General features: G+C 36.9%; 22 protein-coding genes and 2 other annotated features. Of the genes, 5 read left to right on the top strand and 17 right to left on the bottom strand.

Annotated elements, in window-relative coordinates:
- Nucleotides 1-25: 25 nt before the first annotated feature.
- The 3 genes from C1726_RS06855 to C1726_RS06845 are packed head-to-tail and all read right to left on the bottom strand — an operon-like array spanning nt 26 to nt 2,440.
- Nucleotides 26-664: a bifunctional 4-hydroxy-2-oxoglutarate aldolase/2-dehydro-3-deoxy-phosphogluconate aldolase gene (locus C1726_RS06855; RefSeq protein ID WP_102272510.1), complete on the bottom strand. Its 639-nt coding sequence runs from the start codon at nt 662-664 to the stop codon at nt 26-28.
- Nucleotides 665-719: 55 nt separating this feature from the next.
- Nucleotides 720-1,616 (bottom strand): sugar phosphate isomerase/epimerase family protein, encoded by an 897-nt coding sequence (locus C1726_RS06850; protein ID WP_102272509.1) that lies wholly within the window; start codon nt 1,614-1,616, stop codon nt 720-722.
- Nucleotides 1,613-2,440: a sugar phosphate isomerase/epimerase family protein gene (locus C1726_RS06845; protein WP_102272508.1), complete on the bottom strand. Its 828-nt coding sequence runs from the start codon at nt 2,438-2,440 to the stop codon at nt 1,613-1,615. The genes C1726_RS06850 and C1726_RS06845 overlap by 4 nt, the downstream gene beginning before the upstream one ends.
- A gap of 285 nt (nt 2,441-2,725) precedes the next feature.
- Here C1726_RS06845 and C1726_RS06840 point away from each other — a divergent pair, with 285 nt between their 5' ends.
- A complete protein-coding gene (locus C1726_RS06840; RefSeq protein WP_102272507.1) occupies nt 2,726-3,925 on the top strand; it encodes an ROK family transcriptional regulator in 1,200 nt (399 codons plus the stop codon).
- Nucleotides 3,926-4,560: 635 nt separating this feature from the next.
- On the opposite strand, the gene C1726_RS06835 is transcribed toward C1726_RS06840, so the two are convergent.
- From C1726_RS06835 to C1726_RS06795, 9 genes are all read right to left on the bottom strand, one after another.
- Nucleotides 4,561-5,496, bottom strand: coding sequence for a sensor histidine kinase (locus C1726_RS06835; RefSeq protein WP_102272506.1), 936 nt, complete (start codon nt 5,494-5,496; stop codon nt 4,561-4,563).
- A gap of 3 nt (nt 5,497-5,499) precedes the next feature.
- A complete protein-coding gene (locus C1726_RS06830) occupies nt 5,500-6,195 on the bottom strand; it encodes a response regulator transcription factor (RefSeq protein ID WP_102272505.1) in 696 nt (231 codons plus the stop codon).
- 120 nt (nt 6,196-6,315) lie between these two features.
- Entirely contained in the window at nt 6,316-6,819 is a 504-nt protein-coding gene (locus C1726_RS06825; protein ID WP_102272504.1) for a DinB family protein, read from the bottom strand.
- A gap of 163 nt (nt 6,820-6,982) precedes the next feature.
- Nucleotides 6,983-7,924, bottom strand: coding sequence for a magnesium/cobalt transporter CorA (gene corA, locus C1726_RS06820; RefSeq protein WP_102272503.1), 942 nt, complete (start codon nt 7,922-7,924; stop codon nt 6,983-6,985).
- Nucleotides 7,925-8,075: 151 nt separating this feature from the next.
- Nucleotides 8,076-8,879, bottom strand: coding sequence for a DNA-formamidopyrimidine glycosylase (gene mutM / locus C1726_RS06815; RefSeq protein WP_102272502.1), 804 nt, complete (start codon nt 8,877-8,879; stop codon nt 8,076-8,078).
- Nucleotides 8,880-8,995: 116 nt separating this feature from the next.
- Nucleotides 8,996-10,204, bottom strand: coding sequence for a threonine--tRNA ligase (thrS, locus tag C1726_RS06810; protein WP_102272501.1), 1,209 nt, complete (start codon nt 10,202-10,204; stop codon nt 8,996-8,998).
- 58 nt (nt 10,205-10,262) lie between these two features.
- Nucleotides 10,263-10,498: a binding site (T-box leader), on the bottom strand.
- Between the two features lie 33 nt (nt 10,499-10,531).
- Nucleotides 10,532-10,767: a binding site (T-box leader), on the bottom strand.
- A gap of 174 nt (nt 10,768-10,941) precedes the next feature.
- Nucleotides 10,942-12,084 carry a diguanylate cyclase gene (locus C1726_RS06805; protein ID WP_235822723.1) on the bottom strand — a complete coding sequence of 381 codons (1,143 nt, stop codon included), beginning with the start codon at nt 12,082-12,084 and terminating at the stop codon, nt 10,942-10,944.
- Between the two features lie 44 nt (nt 12,085-12,128).
- Nucleotides 12,129-12,476: a DMT family transporter gene (locus C1726_RS06800; RefSeq protein WP_102273226.1), complete on the bottom strand. Its 348-nt coding sequence runs from the start codon at nt 12,474-12,476 to the stop codon at nt 12,129-12,131.
- Between the two features lie 18 nt (nt 12,477-12,494).
- Nucleotides 12,495-12,818: a DMT family transporter gene (locus tag C1726_RS06795; RefSeq protein WP_102272500.1), complete on the bottom strand. Its 324-nt coding sequence runs from the start codon at nt 12,816-12,818 to the stop codon at nt 12,495-12,497.
- 131 nt (nt 12,819-12,949) lie between these two features.
- On the opposite strand from C1726_RS06795, the gene C1726_RS06790 reads away from it, so the two are divergent.
- From C1726_RS06790 to arsC, 3 genes are read left to right on the top strand one after another with little or no spacing between them, the layout of a single operon-like run.
- Nucleotides 12,950-13,291 carry an ArsR/SmtB family transcription factor gene (locus C1726_RS06790; RefSeq protein WP_407642013.1) on the top strand — a complete coding sequence of 114 codons (342 nt, stop codon included), beginning with the start codon at nt 12,950-12,952 and terminating at the stop codon, nt 13,289-13,291.
- A gap of 18 nt (nt 13,292-13,309) precedes the next feature.
- A complete protein-coding gene (locus tag C1726_RS06785) occupies nt 13,310-14,608 on the top strand; it encodes an arsenic transporter (protein ID WP_102272498.1) in 1,299 nt (432 codons plus the stop codon).
- 22 nt (nt 14,609-14,630) lie between these two features.
- Nucleotides 14,631-15,044, top strand: coding sequence for an arsenate reductase (thioredoxin) (arsC, locus tag C1726_RS06780; protein WP_102272497.1), 414 nt, complete (start codon nt 14,631-14,633; stop codon nt 15,042-15,044).
- Between the two features lie 67 nt (nt 15,045-15,111).
- Here arsC and C1726_RS06775 read toward each other — a convergent pair whose 3' ends face one another.
- The 3 genes from C1726_RS06775 to C1726_RS06765 form a co-directional block, all read right to left on the bottom strand.
- A complete protein-coding gene (locus C1726_RS06775) occupies nt 15,112-16,023 on the bottom strand; it encodes a class I SAM-dependent methyltransferase (RefSeq protein ID WP_102272496.1) in 912 nt (303 codons plus the stop codon).
- Nucleotides 16,024-16,197: 174 nt separating this feature from the next.
- Complete coding sequence (locus C1726_RS06770; protein WP_102272495.1) at nt 16,198-16,635, bottom strand: GNAT family N-acetyltransferase; 438 nt, start codon at nt 16,633-16,635, stop codon at nt 16,198-16,200.
- Nucleotides 16,636-16,756: 121 nt separating this feature from the next.
- Nucleotides 16,757-17,650, bottom strand: coding sequence for a LysR family transcriptional regulator (locus C1726_RS06765; protein ID WP_102272494.1), 894 nt, complete (start codon nt 17,648-17,650; stop codon nt 16,757-16,759).
- A 142-nt stretch (nt 17,651-17,792) separates the two neighbouring features.
- Here C1726_RS06765 and C1726_RS06760 point away from each other — a divergent pair, with 142 nt between their 5' ends.
- Nucleotides 17,793-18,332, top strand: coding sequence for a flavodoxin family protein (locus C1726_RS06760; RefSeq protein ID WP_102272493.1), 540 nt, complete (start codon nt 17,793-17,795; stop codon nt 18,330-18,332).
- 87 nt (nt 18,333-18,419) lie between these two features.
- Here C1726_RS06760 and phoU read toward each other — a convergent pair whose 3' ends face one another.
- On the bottom strand, nt 18,420-19,079 hold the full coding sequence (gene phoU, locus C1726_RS06755) for a phosphate signaling complex protein PhoU (RefSeq protein ID WP_102272492.1): 660 nt from the start codon (nt 19,077-19,079) through the stop codon (nt 18,420-18,422).
- Between the two features lie 18 nt (nt 19,080-19,097).
- Nucleotides 19,098-19,907, bottom strand: coding sequence for a phosphate ABC transporter ATP-binding protein PstB (pstB, locus tag C1726_RS06750; protein WP_102272491.1), 810 nt, complete (start codon nt 19,905-19,907; stop codon nt 19,098-19,100).
- Nucleotides 19,908-19,919: the final 12 nt, after the last annotated feature.

Here is a 19,919-nt window from a genome sequence, read left to right as displayed (position 1 = left end):
ACCTATCACCACTTTTCTTATATTTCTATTGGTGATTAAAATTTTTTACGCTTTCCACAAATTGCGCTGCCCGTTTCTCAATTTCTCCAAAATCACCTTGTTGGACTAGTTGGTCATTAACGAGAGTGCTGCCAATTCCTACAGAATTTGCTCCAGCCTTAAAATAAGTGTGAACATTATCCAAGGAAATCCCTCCGACTGCCATGGTTTCAATAAATGGCAAGGGTCCCTTTAAATCGGTAAGATATTTGGGTCCAAAATGGCTTACGGGAAAGATTTTTACCATTTTCGCCCCGTATTCATATGCCGTTAATGCCTCCGTAGGGGTAAGTACGCCTGGAATAATTGGTGTATTATAACGATTGGCTATCTCGATGGTTTGATGTTTCAGCGTTGGTGTTAGTAAAAAACTAGCACCTGACAAAATAGCAAGTCTAGCTGTCTCCGAATCTAAAACCGTCCCTGCACCAATAAGCAAGTCGGGATACAGCTGTTTTACTCTTTCAATTCCGTTAAGGGCACCCGGTGTATTCATGGTTATTTCTACTGCACGAATCCCGCCTTGATAAAGGCTTCTCACAGTATTTTCAAGTCCTTCAGAAGAGTGGCTACGAATGATGGCCACTAACTTTTCCCTTTTGATTTCATCTAATGGGTATCTCATTTTCACTCATTCTCCTAATATAGCTAGGGCAATTGCAATTACCCTTTGGTTATAACTAGCTGTGTATTAGTAACGCTTTTTCTAGTACGACCCGTAACAATTTTTCATTCTCATGAAGAGCTTGTTTCTCTGACCCACGCACCTCAATTGACACGCGCAATCCTTGATCACTAGCAATTCCAATATCTTTAACCGCTTGTAAAATATTACCTATTTCACGATTGTCCAAAAACCCAGGTTTACCAATTCGAATGTGGCGGTCACCATATAAATTATGGTCAATATTTAATACTGCATTTGAAAAGTGAAGTTGATTTATATAAGGTTTTGCTAACGCTAACGCTTCATAAATACTTTCGCCATTGAGTGCTGCATGAGCAGTATCAAAGGCGAAACCAATATTAGAGTAGGACACTCTCACTTTTTCAAATAACGCGACCGCCTCACTCGTTGGTCCTAAGAAACGCTTTTTGTGGGCCTCTCGATCAAGTGGCTCGACTAATACCTTCATATTAAACCGTTCTGCTTCCTCACAAACTTCACATAATGTTTGATAAAAACTCTGAAACGCATCCTTCCGGAAGTTAATCCCCGGGTCTAAGCCGCTAATAAATGCGATATTAGATGCGCCACACTCTGCGGCTGCCTGTAAGGCTTCTTTTAAATATTTTACGGCTTCACGCCTTACTTCTGAATCAAGTGCTGAAACATCAAGATTTTTTTCAATAATCAAGTTTGTTAGCCAGGCAGTGACAATCAAGTTATGACTTTCAGCTGTTTTTAATATTGACTTTCGTTCGGATGTTTCATATCCACTTCCAATTTCAACTGCTCGATAGAATCCATCCTCAGCAACCTTTTCAATAATATTGGCGGTAGCTCCCTTTTCATTACTATATGGATAGTACACTTCTGGTATCAGCAGTGTGGGGAGAAATAATTGTTTATTCATGTCCTTGCTCCCTTAACAATCGGCTCTAAATGTTTTTTTACATAAGTTCCAATGTTGCCCACTGCACTATCAGGATCAGCTGTTGATTCCTTGGTTTCTTCCTCAACCATTATCCAACCCTCATACCCATGCTCCGTCAGGATTTGTACAATCTGAGGAAAATCGATATCCCCCTCGCCCATGGTTTTCCATTCGGGTGTAAAGGAAGCATCCTTAATATGTACATGCTTGATCATTGGCAAATATCTTTTAAAAATTTCTACTACGTCCATACCCCCAAAGGCAATATGACCTGCATCAGGCGTGTACCCAATATATCTTGCATTCAACCCTTCAAACAGAACTTTATAGTCTTCTTCCGTTCTAAAATAAGAAGTGGGCGGAGAACTTGGATGAAAGCAACAAATAATTCCTTGATCATGTGCTCTCTTTGCTAATGCGTTTGCACATTGGATAATATCCCTTTGTCGTTCTGCCAAATGCTCACGATCGGGGCCGACTCTTGGAGCAATATTCATAAGGGCACCAGGAAAGTGCTTTAAATAATCCATATAATAATCAGCTAGTTTACGTTCCCCCTCTGTTTCTTCATTATGGCTCCAAGTAAATGGAAGTGTAAGAGCAGCAAGCTGAACACCGTGTTTATCAAGTTCTGCTTTGAGAAGTTCTGGTGCATTCTTAAACCTCCCAAGTAAAGAGACCTGGACGTCAATTCCCTGAAAGCCCGTTTCCTTTACTACACGAATAATATGATCTAGGTAATCTGTTTCTTTATCATAATCCAACTCCCAGGTTGAACCATGACACCCAAATTGAATAGGCAAGGTACAATCTCTCCTTCTTTATTTATATAGAAAATGGACTGCGCGAAATAAAGCGCTTACTTTCTAAAAAAAAACATTTCTTACGTTTCCGTTCAATCGTGGTAAATTTATTATTTTAGAGACTTAGTTTGAAAAAATAATCACCTAAATTTCTATATTCTGAATATTAACACACACAAACTTTGTTTGTCCATAGGATAAACAAAGTTTGCTATATTCTATTTGACAAATTATACTAAAATGGAAAATGATTAAATGCAACCATAATATCCAAGAGGTGACATTATGACGTTAACGGGTGACCAATTCCTCGTAAAAGAAATAAACAAAACGCTGGTGCTTGAAGCAATTAGACAGCACTCTCCTGTCTCTCGCTCTGAATTATATAGACTTACTGGTCTTAACAAGAGCACTGTTTCTAATCTAGTCAATGAATTAATTGAGAGTCATTTTGTATATGAAACTGGTCCTGGCATATCTAGTGGTGGTCGAAAGCCGGTGATCCTAATGTTCAACAATCTTGCAGGTTATGCTATAGGCATTAACTTAAAAGTTGAACTTATTTCGGCCATCTTAACAGATTTAAAAGGAAACGTAATTGAAAAAGTTGAGGTCCCACTTACTACCATTCTTTTGGACGATATCTATGGGAAATTAAAATGTGTGATAGAGACCCTTATTTCAAAAGCACCTGAAAGTCCTTATGGCATCGTTGGAATTGGTCTTGCATTCCCTGGAACCATCAATGATAACGGTAGCGTCCTGATAGCTCCGACACTAAAGTGGAAAAATATACATTTAAAAACTATGCTCGAGAAGGACTTCTCCCTTCCTGTTGTCGTGAATAATGAAGCTAAGGTAGGAACACAAGGAGAAACGGATTTTGGACTTGGCAAGGATTCTACGAATATGCTTTACATTAGTATTGGTCACGGTATTGGAACCGGTCTCATGATAAATAAAGAACTTTATAAAGGGAATCTTGGCTTCTCCGGTGAGGCAGGCCATACAACCTTCGACATAAATGGTGAGGTATGTGAATGCGGGAATGTCGGTTGCTGGCAGTATTATGCATCCGTAAAGACACTTTTAAATCGAGCAGAACAAATAGAGGGGATGAACGAAATAATAAACCGTTTTGGCAAGACCCATCTAGATATGGATATCCTTGTACAGCTCGCTAAAGAGGACAACCAAGAAGTTGTCAAGCTTTTTGAGGAAATCGGGAAAAATATCGGTATCGGCATCAGCAATCTCGTTCGAATTCTTAACCCTGAACTAGTCGTTATCGGTGGGATCATGGCAGCTGCGGAACAATGGTTAATCAATCCAGTCAAAGAAATTGTGAAGGAGCGCGCAAGACTCTATTATGAAAGTCAACTTCGGATCTGTTTCTCCCAACTAGGCGATGATGCCATCGTCTTGGGAGCAGCAACCATTGCAATCTCACAGCTCTTTAAAAAAACCCGAGTAACTATAGGATAATATTCAAAGAAGGAGCTATTACGGAGTTCGGCTTTCAATTATTTCCGTTCCAGATAGGGAAGACAAATTTAGACACGCTTAAAAATAAAATTTAGTGAATTTTTAGAGTATTAGGTACTAACAGCCAAAGACTAAAAACATACGCTAAGAATTTATTTTGAAAGTTAGAAGTTTTTGAGCGCTTATGAATAAAGGAATTATGAAGATTTTCCTCAGTTATTGATGTACAATAATCCATTCGCTTATCTATGTTCAGTTTATAGATCAAAGATAAGTTTTGTAACAACCATTATAATCTTAGCGTATAGAAAACGTGTTATTTCTATATCGACGTTTGCTTAATGTATGTTTTCCGTAAAATATCGGTGCTTCCTCTGAAAGAAGAACATCGTGCTCCCGCACCGTGTTCTTCTTTCAACAAACGTTTTTGAAGGAAGCAAACGCTGCAAATTCCTTTTATAAGAGTGTTCGACACTTTCCCCATCTTTCTTCCATCTGTCCCCAGATAAAAGCGAAAGGCTCTATACAAAATGATAGATTTTTATGGTTATTTAAAAGAAGAAAAGATATAACAATCCTCGTTTTATGATTTTCTTGATTGCTTCAATATAAAATTAACCTCTTTTTACGAAAGATTAATAGGTAATTTGTTTAAAAACACATGTGAAAGTTGTTTTTTCAAAGGGTTTGCTGCTTAGGTGGATGGTACCCTTCATTGCTTCAGTTAAACGTTTCGTAATGCTTAGACCTAGACCGCTTCCTTGAAATTGCGGATTTCTTGCATCATCTAATGTATAGAGCCTTTCAAATACCCGATCTTGATGAACCTCTTCAATCCCCTTCCCTCTATCCCAAATTTCAACTGCAACTGCTCCTTCCTTTTCAAGGAGGGATAAACCAAATATTCCACCATCACTTCCGTACCTTATAGAATTTGAGATTAGGTTATTAAGTACGCGGGTTAATGCTTCCTCATTGCCAAGGATATAAAAATTTTGCTCAGGAATGTCGATATCTACCCGAAGTCCTTTCGCAATTAGCAAATCATAAAATTCCAAAACAGTCTTTCTGCAAATCTCATTAATGGGTATCTTACTTAATGGGATCACATAATCATCTGATTCAATTTTAACTAGGTCAAAGAATTGATTAAGTAATGAGATTAAGCTCAAAACCCTTTCGTGAAGGCGTAAAAGGGTCATCTCCTTCTCTTCCTCAGTTATCTTTTTATCCAGTTTTAATTTTTCCACATACCCTAAAATAACGGTTAGCGGTGTTTTTAAATCATGTGACATATTCGAGATCATTTTTCTCAAGCTATCTTGCGTTTTTGCATAATCTGCAGCTACCCTTTGGTTGTAATCCAGGAGACGATTTATTTGGATAAGCAAAAGCTGGATGAAATGTTCATCCGTTTGAAGTAATACTTTTTCAGCTGTCTCTTGTTGGATGATCTCTGTTAACTTGTCACTAATTTCATTTATGTCTTTGTTAATTTTCCTGCGAGAAAAAAATAGCCATCCATTTATAACAACTAAAACGATAATAATGGCACTTAGACCAAGAGTCATGAATTATTCACCTAATTTATATCCGATTCCCCATATTGTTCGAATGTACTGTGGGTTAGACGGATTCTCTTCAATTTTTTCCCGTAGCCTTCTTATATGTACATTTATCACATTTTCATTTCCATAATAATCGTCTTCCCAAATAAAATGGTATATTTGTTCTTTCGTAAACACCCTGCTCTGATTTGTCAGAAACAGTTTTAAAATATGAAATTCCTTTGATGTAAGCTGCACCGTCTTCCCCTTAATTTGTGCAGAAAAAGAATGCAAATCGAGGGATAATTCCTTAAAACAAATCGTATTTGATGCAGATTGATTCATAATAGGTGTATATTGTGTAGCCCTGCGAATAGCTGCCTGTACCCTAGCAGTCAATTCGATCATTGATACAGGCTTGCTTATATAATCATCTGCTCCAAAGCCGAGACCAAGCGCTTTGTCTATATCACTCCCTTTAGCTGAGATAATCAATACCGGGAGCAAGCTTTTTTCTCTAATTCGTTTCAAAACATCCATCCCACTTAATTTAGGGAGCATTAAATCAAGCAAAATGGCATCAAATTCCTCTTTAGTAAAAAGAGCTAAAGCTTCCTCTCCATCAAATGCAGAACATACCGTAAAACTTTCCTGTTCCAGATGATCCTTAATCAGCTTGCTTATTTCCCTATCGTCCTCTACAAGCAAAATCCGCTTTTGCATACAGCCCCACATCCATTCAATTGCGGGACATTGGGACAGGTTCCCTGTCCCAATGTCCAAATCGTTTAATCTTTTATACACTAATCAATTAGTGGGACGAGTTTCCTGTCCCCTTGTCCATTATTTAAAAAGATAGTATATATAGTCCGTTGGAATTCCTTGTTCGCCTTGCTGATGCAGCATGGCTGATATGTTACCACGGTGATAGGTTCCATGATTGACTACATGGTGAATAAGATCAGCAAGTACGAATTCCGCACGTCCAAATCGAGGATGCTCCGTAATAATGATTTCCTCTCCATCCTGCTGCTCTGCAAAAAAACGACCATATTCTTCTGAAAGCGCTTGATAAAGCCCTTCAAGTTCATCGATCGATACTTCCGATGCCTCTTGCTTTCGGCGGTTAACCTCTGTAACTGTATTCTGATAACTGTTTCCCTTCATCGTCTCCAGCCACGTAACATCTGTTGCATACAGGTGAATCATTACATCTGAAATCGATGAAAACACACTCTTTATCTGCTCTTTATATATCCTCTCAGGCAATTGCTTCAAATGCTGGAATACTTTCTGGTTAGCCCAAACATGGTAATCATACATTTTCTTGGCTCTATTATCATCCATTTCCCTATTCCTCCCGCATGTATTATTCTTTGAAACTATTACTACCAAAAACTCTATTCTCCACTTATTCCATTAAATCCTTTTTCAAATAGCTATGAACAACATACTTATTTGATTCAAAAAACAAAAATGGGACAAGGTTCCTGTCCCCCTGTCCCACTATTTATTTAAACCAGCCTTTAATCCATAATGCAATTAACATAACAGATCCCACTACAAACATAACTGTTAATACACCGAAGTATCCAAAATGCCAGGAGAGTTCTGGCATATATTCAAAGTTCATTCCATAAATGCTTGCGATAAAGGTTAAAGGAACAAAAACAGATGTCATTACAGTAAGCGTCTTCATAATCGTATTCATTCGATCAGAATTAATGGAAAGATAGCTGTCCCGAATATCTGCTGTCATTTCTCGGTTGGACTCAATCATTTCAGAAAGCTTCAGCAAATGGTCATATATATCCATAAAATATATCCGCTCTTCTTTTGGAATGATTAAGTTCTCGGAATTTAATATCCTGTAAAGCAGTTCTCTCATTGGTAAAATCGTTCTGCGTAATCTAAGCAATTTTCTTCTGATTTCATAAACTTCCTCAATTAAATTTTGATTTGCATCTTTTGCTTCGATTTCATTTAATTCATCTTCCATTTGATAAACACTTGGGAAAAATTCATCTACAATTTTATCCATGATCAAATAGTAAATATACTTAGCACCTTTACTTAAGATAGCCTTATCTTTCAATAATCTTTCTTGAATAAATTCAATTTCAACTGATTCTGTAAGATGGAAAGTTACAATGAAATTATGTCCTACAAATACATCCACTTCTTCAGGCATTAATGAAGATTGGTTTAATGTATGCAAAACAAAGAAATCATAGCCCTCGTAATGGTCTAGTTTAGGCCGCTGCAAAAAGTGCAAGCAGTCTTCTATCGCAAGTGGATGAAATTTAAAATATGTTTTAAGAAGCTTTGCTTCCTCTTCAGTAGGTGAATCAAAATCGATCCAAAACCATTTAATAGTTGAATCAGATAAACAATCCATTGGAATATCATTTATGAGTTTCAAATCAGCAGTAACTGCAAAAGTTCGAATCATGTGTAAAATACCTTCTTTATTTTTGGCAATATACATAAGCTTTTGCTATCATTACTAAAAATATGAATTGAAAGTAGTCTTAAAAGAAAAAGCACTGTAGTCATATCAAACTAGCTACAGTGCTGTTTGTGATAATTTCTATCTTTTTTTCTTAATGCTGGCAGTTTTGACAGAAATACGTTTTGCGCGAGGAAATCTCATTCATTACTATCAGTGAATGACACCGTCTGCAATTTTCCCCTTCGCGGCTGTGGACAATCATTTCATAGCCGCCAGTTTTTTGATCTCCCTTAAAAAGAGGCTCCTCCATATAACCGCCCTGCTGAATTCCCTTCTGAAGAATATACTGCATTGATTCGTATAGGCGCCCAAGATCACCAGAATCTAGTTCATTTATCTTTCTTTCTGGCAGAAGCTGTGCCTGCCAAAGAATTTCATCCGAATAGCGATTCCCGATACCTGCAATGACCTCTTGATTCAGCAGTGTTGTTTTCAATCCGCCTCTCTTGTCTTTCAAAATAGTTTGAAAAGCATAGAAAGAAAAGTTTTGATCAAGCGGTTCAGGACCAATATGTTGAAATTCCTGCTGTACCATTTCATGTGATAAAAGATGTAAATACCCTAAACGGAGACCGATAAAGTAAAGTTGATGATTTCCAAATGATAATTGTACCTGTACTGTACGATCTGGACGGTCTTCTTCGTTTCCCAAAAATATTCGGCCCCCAAGCATTAAATGCAAAAGTAAATTCGAGTCATTTTGCAGCTGGAAAACTAAATATTTTGCTCTTCTTTCAATGCTTTTTATCTTCTGATTAATAACAAGAGAAGTAAATTGCTCAACTGGTACATTAATTGATTTTTCTCGGTTAATCGTGACACCTGTAATTGATTGACCGCCAATCAATGGTTGCAGCAGCGATTTATATGTCTCCATTTCAGGAAGTTCCGGCATGACTTCACTCCTATAAAAGCATCACTACTAGCATTATTCCTCCATACTTATACCCCTATTCAGATGTCTTATAATCTACTAAGGGAAAGAGGGACAAGATTCCTGTCCCCACGTCCCTACTTTCCCTTTATTTTCTCGCCGAAATGCTCAATTACATCTCGAACACTCATGATGCCAAGATTTCCTTCCTTACGCTTTCTTATTGCTACAGATTGATTCTCCGCCTCTTGATCACCTATGATCAGCATATAAGGGATTTTTTGCTTTTCCGCTTCTCTAATCTTAAGTCCCATCTTCTCAGACCTTGAATCGAGTTCCACTCGTATTCCTGCAGATTCTAATTGAGATTTAACCTCAGACGCATAATCAATATGGGAATCTGAAATAGCGATTATTTTTGCCTGAACAGGTGCCAGCCATAGTGGAAAATCACCCGCAAAATGTTCAATTAATATCGCCATAAAACGCTCAACCGAGCCATAAATCGCCCGATGAATCATAACAGGGCAATGAAGTTTCCCATCTTCACCTACATATGAGCAGCCAAACTTTTCCGGCATTTGAAAATCAAGCTGAACTGTTCCGCACTGCCAGCTTCGTCCGAGTGAATCCAAAATATGAAAGTCAATTTTAGGACCATAAAAAGCTCCATCTCCAGGATTGATTTGGTATGGCAGCCCTTTGCTTTTCAGAACAGACTCCAATGCAAATTCAGCTTCATCCCAAATTTCTTTTGAACCCATATATTCTTCAGGCCGAGTAGAAAGCTCTACCTTATACTCAAAACCAAAATGAGCATAAAATTCATCAATTAAGGATAATACCTTATCTATTTCAGATTCAATTTGGTCAACCCGGACAAATAAATGAGCATCGTCTTGAGTAAAGGAACGGACCCGTAACAGTCCATTAATTGACCCTGACAGTTCATGCCGATGGACTAATCCAAGTTCAGCAAAGCGGATTGGCAATTCGCGATAACTTCTGCGTTTGTTGTTAAAAATTAAAATCGCCCCTGGACAGCTCATTGGTTTAATTGCATAACTATGATCATCCACATGGGAGAAGTACATATTATCCTTGTAGTGATGCCAATGGCCTGATTGCTCCCAAATTTCCTGTTTCATCATAATTGGTGTTTTAATTTCCTGATAGCCTGCCTTTTGATGCTTCTCCCGCCAAAGATTTTCAAGCTCATTACGAATGATCATTCCTTTTGGCAGAAAAAAGGGCATCCCTGGTGACTCTTCCATTGAAGTAAAAAGCTCTAACTCTTGACCTAACATTCGATGATTTCTTTTTTCTGCTTCGATTTGATTAGACATTTTAAGGTCCCCCTAATTTTTATAATTTTTATAAATAAAAAAACGCACCCGTCCCAACAAAAGGGACGAGTGCGGTCGTGGTGCCACCCTAATTCCATAAGGGCACATATGAAATGTGCTTTATGCTCAAAAAGATAACGGATTTACCGATTATAGTTAATTTGGTTTCAAACCAGTTCCCCATAATTGCTCCAAGGCGGTAAACTATTCCCTTTTCTTCAGGGCTTCCAGCCAATGACCCTGTTCTCTGATAAGAAAGTTAAAAATAATTCATGTCCTTTTCAACGCGATAAATATTTGTTTTAAAAAAAACGCACCCATCCCTATAAAAGGGACGAGTGCGGTCGTGGTGCCACCCTAATTCCATAAGGCACATAATGAAATGTGCTTTACGCTCAAAAAGATAACGGATTTACCGATTATAGTTAATTTGGTTTCAAACCAGTTCCCCATAATTGCTCCAAGGCGGTAAACTATTCTCTTTTCTTCAGGGCTTACAGCCAATGACCCTGTTCTCTGGAAAGAAATTAAAAAAAAGTTCATGTCCTTTTCATTGCTAATAACTGATCATATTTTATTATTGAAAACAACTCTATTGCAAAAATTTAAAAATGTCAAGCAGATTCATATAATTATCGCAAGCATCATATTTTAACTATTTTGGAATAATTTCATACAATACTGCCTGCTGCTAAGCTGACAGCTTTTTGTAAAGGTTCTTCTTATCAAGTGAATGCTTATTGCCCGTAAATACAAACTTTATTCCTTCCAGATTGCTTAGCTTGATATAAAGCTTTATCTGCATCCTCTATTAGCATAATTGGGTAGTTAGTCGTTTCTTGATAGCATGCTACACCAACAGAAATAGTAAGATCAATTTCTTCCCCTGAATTCAGGGTAAAAGGCGTCTCCTCAACATTTTTCCTAATTCGTTCCGCTAATTCATTTGCACGATTTAACGGGCAATCTAAAAGAAGAACGGTAAATTCTTCTCCGCCATTACGGCTTACAATATCAAAGGCTCTAGTGCTGCGCTGAAGTCTTACTCCCAGTTCTTTCAGAACTGCATCGCCCTCTGAATGCCCGTACGTATCATTTACCTTTTTAAAAAAGTCAATATCAATAAAAAGAAGCGCTAGTTTCTGTCCATTTGTTTGTAAATCTTTGATTAAGCGGGCAAACACTTCTTCAAATTTTCTCACATTGTTTAATCCTGTTAATCCATCAGTTGTAGATTCTGTTTGGTATTTATTAAATAGCTTTTGACTCTTCCTTATATAGCCTATTACAAAAAATGATAAATAGGCTGATAAATAAGATACGACCCAATAGATTGGCAAAACCTTTAAAACTATGATGAGGCTACTGACAAGATAACTAAATACAATAGAAAACACTACATTGTTAAAGGTTACTATCGCAAGGACCTTTACTTTTTTAGAATAATTTTGTTTTGAAAAAAATATTGCAAACAAAGTCCCTGACACACTAATAAGTATCGCAAGATAAGAAGATAAACTCGCTGAAATTAGAAACCTTCCTATAAGCGTCATAATCATAGAAATCAACGCAGGTATTGCTCCACCATAGTAGGCTAATAGAATAGTCGGAATATGCCTGAGATCCACCATTGTCTTATCGACGGGGATACTGTATTGCATAAGAATATTACTTAAAACGCCGCCTAATACACCTATTAAAATCTTTATTTTAAGCGTAGATTTAGCATGAAGAGGATACTTATTTGATACTTGAGAATAGAAAAACAAAACTGATACGAGAATAGCCAAATTCGTAAAAAGGTCTTTAATCATCATTTTTATCACCAAAAAGAAAGATAGCATACTTTCAAGCCGATGAAAATCATTATTTCCTTCCATTCCCTGCCCATTCACACCGTAAAAACTTAATAAAAAAGGAACTATCAGTTTGATAGTTCTTTTGCCGTTTCTGGTTTATCTGATAGATTCAAAAGAACCACTCCGCCAATAATCAGGATAATACCTGATAGTTTAAGCATGTTAAATAGTTCACCCCACACTAATACACCAATTAGAGCGGTTAAGGCTGTTCCAACACCTGACCATATCGCATAGGCCAGACTTAATGGAATCGTCTTAAGGCACAATGATAAACAATAAAACGAAAGTGCATAACCTATAATAACTCCAACTGAAGGGAATAAAACGGTAAACCCTTCTGACATTTTAAGCATGGAAGTTGCAAATATTTCTCCTATTATAGAAATAGATAAGTAAGCAAATCCCTTCATTTTTGCATCCCTCCACATTTAATGAGCTCCCCCGACATTCAATAGAATGACTCCACCGATGATTAAAATTAACCCTATTAGCTTTTTGCTGCTAAACTTTTCTTTGTAGATTGTAAATCCTACTACCGCTGTAAGCGCCGTTCCTAATCCTGCCCAAATCGCATAGGCCACTCCAAGTGATAAAGTTTTTAACGATATAGATAAAGCATAGAAGGCAATCCCGTATCCGATTACGATTCCTATAGAAGGGAAAATTCTCTTAAATCCATTTGAGACTTTAAGCATGGAACTGCCAAATACTTCGCTTACAATGGCTATTAATAATAGTACAAAAGCATTCATCTCTTACTCCCCTTTATGTAGGATTGAGTTATATTAAAAAAACACCTACATAAGAATATGCTTATATGGTAATATAAGATTATCATAACCACTCCAATAATATTATGATTGATTAGGAGGTTCTCATGCAAATGAAACATGAGTTAGATATTGAAACAGCAGCCAATATCCTCAAGCTTTTAGGAGACAAAACTCGTTTAACCATGATAAAAATTCTCGCTGATCACGAGTGCTGTGTATGTGAATTTGTAGCCCTTTTCCAAATGACCCAACCCGCTGTTAGCCAGCATTTAAGAAAATTAAAAGACAGCGGTCTAGTAAAGGAATCAAGAAAAGGCCAATGGGTTTTTTACTCTTTAAATCCTTCACACCCTTCCCATGCCTTTGTCCGTAATGTAATCAGCGATTTGCCAAATCAACTATCAAAATTAGAAGAATTAGAATCACAAGGGAAACGTATTTCCTGTGACTAACCATGGAGGATTAACTGAATGATTTCAATTATTTTAGCCATTATCATCTTTTTAGCTACATTGACTTTAGTCATTTGGCAGCCAAAAGGTTTAGGCATCGGCTGGTCTGCCTGTGGAGGTGCTTTCTTAGCACTTTTAGTTGGAGTTGTAGACTTTCATGATGTGATCGATGTAACTTCAATCGTATGGAACGCAACATTAACATTCATTGCCATTATCATTATTTCCTTAATCCTTGATGAAATTGGATTTTTCGAATGGGCAGCACTTCATATGGCAAGAGCAGCAAGAGGAAACGGGATACTTATGTTTGTCTATGTGTCCTTACTTGGTGCATTAGTAGCTGCATTCTTCGCGAATGATGGTGCAGCGCTCATTCTGACTCCTATTGTATTAGCCATGGTTCGTAATCTAAAGTTTAATGAGAAAATGGTATTCCCATTCATTATTGCAAGTGGGTTCATTGCAGATACTACATCACTTCCCTTAATCGTAAGTAATTTAGTGAATATCGTATCTGCTGACTTTTTTGGAATTGGGTTTGCTGAGTTTGCTTCAAGAATGATTATTCCAAACTTCTTTTCATTAGCTGCAAGCATTCTTGTGCTTTTTCTATTTTTCCGTAAAAGCATTCCGAAGAATTATGATATGTCCCAACTGAAGCAGCCCGCACAAGCCATTCGGGACAAAAAAATGTTCAAATTATCATGGGGCGTATTAGGGATCCTGCTTATTGGGTATTTTGCAAGTGAATTTACGGGTGTGCCTGTATCAATTATTGCTAGCATCGTTGCAATCTTTTTCCTTTTCATGGCGAAAAGAAGTCATGCTGTGAACACACGTACCGTCATTAAGGGTGCTCCTTGGGCCATTGTATTTTTCTCCATTGGGATGTACGTGGTTGTTTATGGATTAAGAAATGAAGGGCTTACTGATGTATTAGCCAATCTTATTCAAGCAACAGCTGATCAAGGATTATTTGCTGCAACAGTAGGAATGGGATTTATTGCTGCGATTCTCTCTTCGATCATGAATAATTTGCCTACAGTAATGATTGACGCACTTGCCATTGCAGATACCGAAACAACCGGGATAATTAGAGAAGCACTTATTTATGCGAATGTAATCGGGTCAGATTTAGGTCCTAAAATTACACCAATTGGTTCTCTCGCAACTTTATTATGGCTTCACGTCCTTTCACAAAAAGGAGTCAAAATTTCTTGGGGGACTTATTTTAAAACTGGGATTGTGTTAACGATTCCAACCCTGTTTATTACTTTAGCTGGGTTATATATATGGTTGTTAATCATTCATTAAGCATAAAAGGAGGAGCAAATTCATGAAGAAAACAATCTACTTTTTATGTACAGGAAACTCTTGCAGAAGCCAAATGGCAGAAGGGTGGGCAAAGAAATATTTAAACGGCGAGTGGAATGTATACAGTGCTGGAATTGAAGCGCATGGGTTAAACCAAAATGCAGTCAAGGCGATGAAGGAAGCTGGCATTGATATTTCTAAGCAAACCTCAGATATAATTGATCCTGCTATTCTAAATCATGCCGACTTAGTCGTTACTTTATGTGGAGACGCAGCAGACAAATGCCCAGTTACACCACCGCATGTAAAAAGAGAGCATTGGGGATTTGATGATCCGGCAAAGGCAGAAGGAACAGATGAAGAAAAATGGGCTTTCTTTCAGCGTGTTCGTGATGAAATTGGCGATAAATTAAAACATTTTAGCCAGCTGCAATAGGAAAGAAATAAGATGATAAGAAAATCCCAACTTTGATCAAAAAGTTGGGATTTCATGTAACAATCAATTATTTCTTTACAGCATGTATATAATGAATCGTTTCAAAGGCAGATAGATAATCTTCTCGGTTGCGAAAATAACGATCATCAATCTCAAGCGGAGTTAGATGCTCATATATGAGCAGACCTACATCCTCTAAAAGGCTTTCCATTTCATCATAGGAGAAACAGGATTTCATCGGTTCCCCGCCAACAGCTGCCATGGCTACAGTATTTTTTACTCGATTGGATAACCCTGATTCGTGAAATAAATTCTCATCTGCATAGTCAAATACTATGGAACTGCCCAAAGGCATTTGATCAAATAGATTTTTAATCATAACCTTGATTTCTGATTTTGTTAAATAGTACGTGACACCCAAAAGGCTAAAAAAGGTCTTTTCTTGCTTAAATCCAGCTTTTGCGAATGCTGCATTTGAGAACTCCTTCGTAAAGTCCATAGGAACAAAATGCAGGTTATTCAGAATCTCTAGTTGCGCATCAGCTATTCTTTTCTTCTTAGACTTTTGTGTAATAGGATGATCAACCTCAAAAATATTTAGACTGCTAGTTAATTCAGGATAGCGGAAAGAAAATGTATCCAATCCAGCCCCCAATATCACGTATTGTTTAACTCCCAGCTCTATTTCATTTAATAATACGGACTCACAATATGCAGCCCGTGCCAATGGTGTTGGTGAAAGCTGTACTTGTGTAATCCATTTTAATATTTCATCCGGATGATGTTTAAACCTTTCAGCAATCTCTTTATTGAAGAATTGTATCCCTTGGAGCATATTCTTTTTAATATTGGAAAATTCATTTTCAGTTAACAGCTCTTTTGCTATAAAATCATCAAAAATCTTGGGTGTGTCAAATTGGCTATGGTATAATCGACCAAATGCTGAAACTAAAGACGTAACGGATTCATTTTTTTCCACACAATCGTCCCCCAAAAAAAAATAAGATTCCCCCTGGCCAGGAGAATCTTATTATATAACCGAAATTATTAATTGTAAATTATAGCATAAACGATAAATTTCGTCAAATATATTGTCTTTATTTAAAATTCCCCTTTCATTTCAAATGGATGGATGATTTAATTTTGAGATTGCTTATAACTGCAAACTCATAGTGACTGTTCTTATGCTAAATCCTAATTTTTCATAAAGTTTAATAGCATGATTGCCTGCAAATGCACTTAGCCGTACTTCTGAATGTCCTTCTTTTTTTAAATGGTCAATTCCCTTATTCATTAACTTTGTAGAAATTCCATTTCCTCTAAACTCTTCTAAAACATATAATTCATAAATAAAACCATACTTTTTATCTGTAAATTGGTCCTTGCTTGTTCCTATGAGAATCCATCCCATTAAAGTATTGTTTTCTGTTGCAATCAAATAAGAGCTGCCCTTCTCCAGAAGAGGCTCTACAAGCTGTTTAATCTTCTCATTTGACGGTTTTATTTCCCCCAAAGTGCCATCAAATAAGGCTTGCGGCGAAAGTGATATAATTTCTTCAAGTTCCAGCTTAGTAGGTTTTCTAATCTCCATTTATCATTGTCCTTTCCTCATCCTTTTACAAATTTTAACACATCATCCTAAGGACTTTTCTAAAACCTAGCACCCTATTTATCTATTTTCCGTACTATTCACAAAAATTTACTGCTTTATATTACACAAGCCATTCAGTTAAGTAAATCTCACGTGTTAAACGAATAAATGCTTCCAATGGAGGAGTCATCAATTTATCTTTATGCCAAGCAATTTGTGTATAAAGCGAGGAGTCGAAAATCGCCAATGATAATTCTTTCATTCTGCCCTCTTTAATATCTTTTTTTACGGCCATCTCAGGCAATAGCGCCACACCTAGCCCCGCAATAACACATTGCTTGATTGCCTCTATACTGACAAATTCTATTTTATCAAGCGGATATACTCCCGCATATTTAAGGGAGTCTTCAAGCATCATTCGATAAGAACATCCTATTTCTGTTAGCAACAAAGTTTCATTCTTAAGATCATCTAGTGAGAGGATCGAATTAGAATGGTTGGGTGCGACGACTAGCTTCAGCTCCTCTTTGATTAGTTCCTCTACTCTCAAAGATCCCTCTGGTCTAACCTTATCCATAATAAAAGCAATATCTAATACGCCTTCCATAAGATGTTTTCTCGCCATCTCATCCGAATGTGCTGGTTTAAAAACAAGCTTAACTTTTGGAAATGCAGCCTTAAATTCTTTGAGTATTGGAGGTAATCGATAAGTACACTGGCTTTCCTGGGCACCAATTGTTAAGGTACCAGTTGGTACTTCTTCCCCATTGGCTGCCATGATTGCTTCTTCGCTTAACCGAATCATCTTTTCTGCATATTGTTTAAACTTTTTTCCGGCTTCTGTTAATATTAATCGCTTTCCTAGACGCTCAAATAAGGGTTTGCCAATTTCATCTTCAAGTGCTTTTATTTGAGCTGTTACACTTGATTGTGCAAAATTCAAAAGTTTAGCTGTCTGCGTAAAATTCAAATTTTCCGCAGCATGATTAAAAGTAATTAATTGCTTAATCTCCATAATAACCGCCTTTTATAATCGTTTTTTTCGATTTAATTAATCAAATTAATCATCTTTATCGATTTATACATTCATTATAAGATAGAACTAATCAAGGAACAATTAGTATACAATTTCATTTAAAGAAAAGGAGAAATATACAATGACAATTGCAGTTATTGATGGAGGAACCCGGCAAAATGGCAATACAGAAATGCTGACAAACTACGCCATTCAAGGAATTAACGCGGAAAGAATTTACTTGAGAGATTATCAGATCGAACCAATTATTGACATGCGTCATTCACCAGATGGCTTTCAGACCAGAAATGATGACTATAATTCCATTATTGATCGTATTCTCCCGCACGAGATTTTAATCTTCTCTACCCCTATTTATTGGTATAGCATGTCAGGAATCATGAAAAACTTCATTGATCGATGGTCTCAAACATTAAGAGATTCTAACTATCCTGATTTCAAAAAGAAAATGGCTGCAAAAAAGGCATATGTCATCGCTGTCGGAGGGGACGATCCATCGATTAAAGGACTCCCGATGATTCAGCAATTTAAATACATTTTTGACTTTGTTGGAATTGAATTCGCGGGGTATATCATTGGAGATGGAAACAAGCCTGAGGAGATTAATCAAGACATTGAAGCATTATTCAAGGCTGAACAGCTTCAAAAAAAGCTATCATAATACCGCCTTAGAAATTAATAGATAATATTAAAGGAATGCCTAAACAGGGGCATTCCTTTAATTAAACACAAGCATTCTTCACAATTTTTAAGAATTTAAATCATATATACGCCCTTTAATCAAATAAGCTGCACTCTCTGCAATATTCGTGATATGATCAGCTGTTCGTTCAAGATAACGATTAATAAATAATAATTGCACTAATTGATTGGTTTCCTCAGGATGCTCACTTAAGTAGCTAGTGATCCGCTTATATGTCTCGCCATAGTACTCATCCACTTGATCATCCAAACTGGCTACCTCTTTTGCAAGCATCATGTTTTCATCTAAAAATGCCTGTACTGCCTTTTGCAGCATGATAATCGATATTTCCTTCATTTCTTCAATATTTGTCATGCTTAATAGAGATTTGGAATTTCCAATTTTTATCGTAGATTTTGCAATATTCACAGAAAAATCCGCAATTCGCTCAATATCTGAGGAGATTTTTAAAGCACCAATAATTCCTCGTAAATCTCTGGCAACAGGCTGCTCTTTTACCATTAGCCACACGACAAATTGATTAATTTCCGCTTCCAAATTATCAATCGCCGTATCTTCTTCGATTACTTTTAATGCCAGTTCAATATCTTGCGTTTTGAAAGCAGTAAAAGCCTTTTCAAACGAAGAAACGGTGAGCCTGTTCATTTCTATTATTTTATCTTTTAATTCCTGCAGTTTATTCTCAAAGTTTTCACGAACAACCATTTATTCTCACTCCTATATTTAACCGAATCTGCCAGTTACATAATCTTCCGTTCTTTGATCCTTCGGCATGGAAAAGATATTGTTTGTTTCGTCATATTCTATTATTTCACCATTTAAGAAAAAGGCAGTTTTATCTGAGACTCGTGCAGCCTGCTGCATATTATGAGTAACAATTACGATTGTATAATCCTTTTTCATGTTGGCAATTAACTCTTCTACTTTTAACGTTGATATTGGATCTAATGCAGAAGTAGGTTCGTCCATTAAAATAATTTCTGGTTTCATCGCAATGGCACGTGCAATACAGACACGCTGCTGCTGCCCGCCTGATAATCCGAGCGCTGATGTCTTCAAACGATCTTTCACTTCATCCCAGATTGCTGCACCACGCAGGCTCTCTTCAACAATTTTATTTAATTCCTTTTTGCTTTTTATCCCCTGCATTCGCGGACCATATGCGACATTATCATAAATACTCATTGGGAATAGATTGGGCTTCTGAAATACCATCCCTACCTTTGTCCGCAGCTTGATGACATCATTTGTTTCGTATATATTTTCGTTATCAATCACTATATCCCCTGTAATTTTCACTCCATCAATTAAATCATTCATACGGTTTAACGATCGTAAAAAAGTTGATTTTCCGCAGCCCGATGGACCGATTAAGGCTGTTACTTCTTTTTCATGAATATCTAATGATACTTTATAAAGTGCCTGTTTATCACCATAGAATAAATCTAAGTCTTTTACAATAATTTTAGCTGTTTCATTTGTTTGCTTCGAATTCCTTACTTCTTCATTGCGTCCAATCACTGTTGTCCCCATTCATTACACCCC

Origin of the sequence: Cytobacillus massiliigabonensis, assembly GCF_900199725.1 — a bacterium.
Classification (GTDB): Bacteria; Bacillota; Bacilli; order Bacillales; family Cytobacillaceae; genus Cytobacillus; species Cytobacillus massiliigabonensis.
This window is presented reverse-complemented; position numbering and strand designations above follow the sequence as displayed.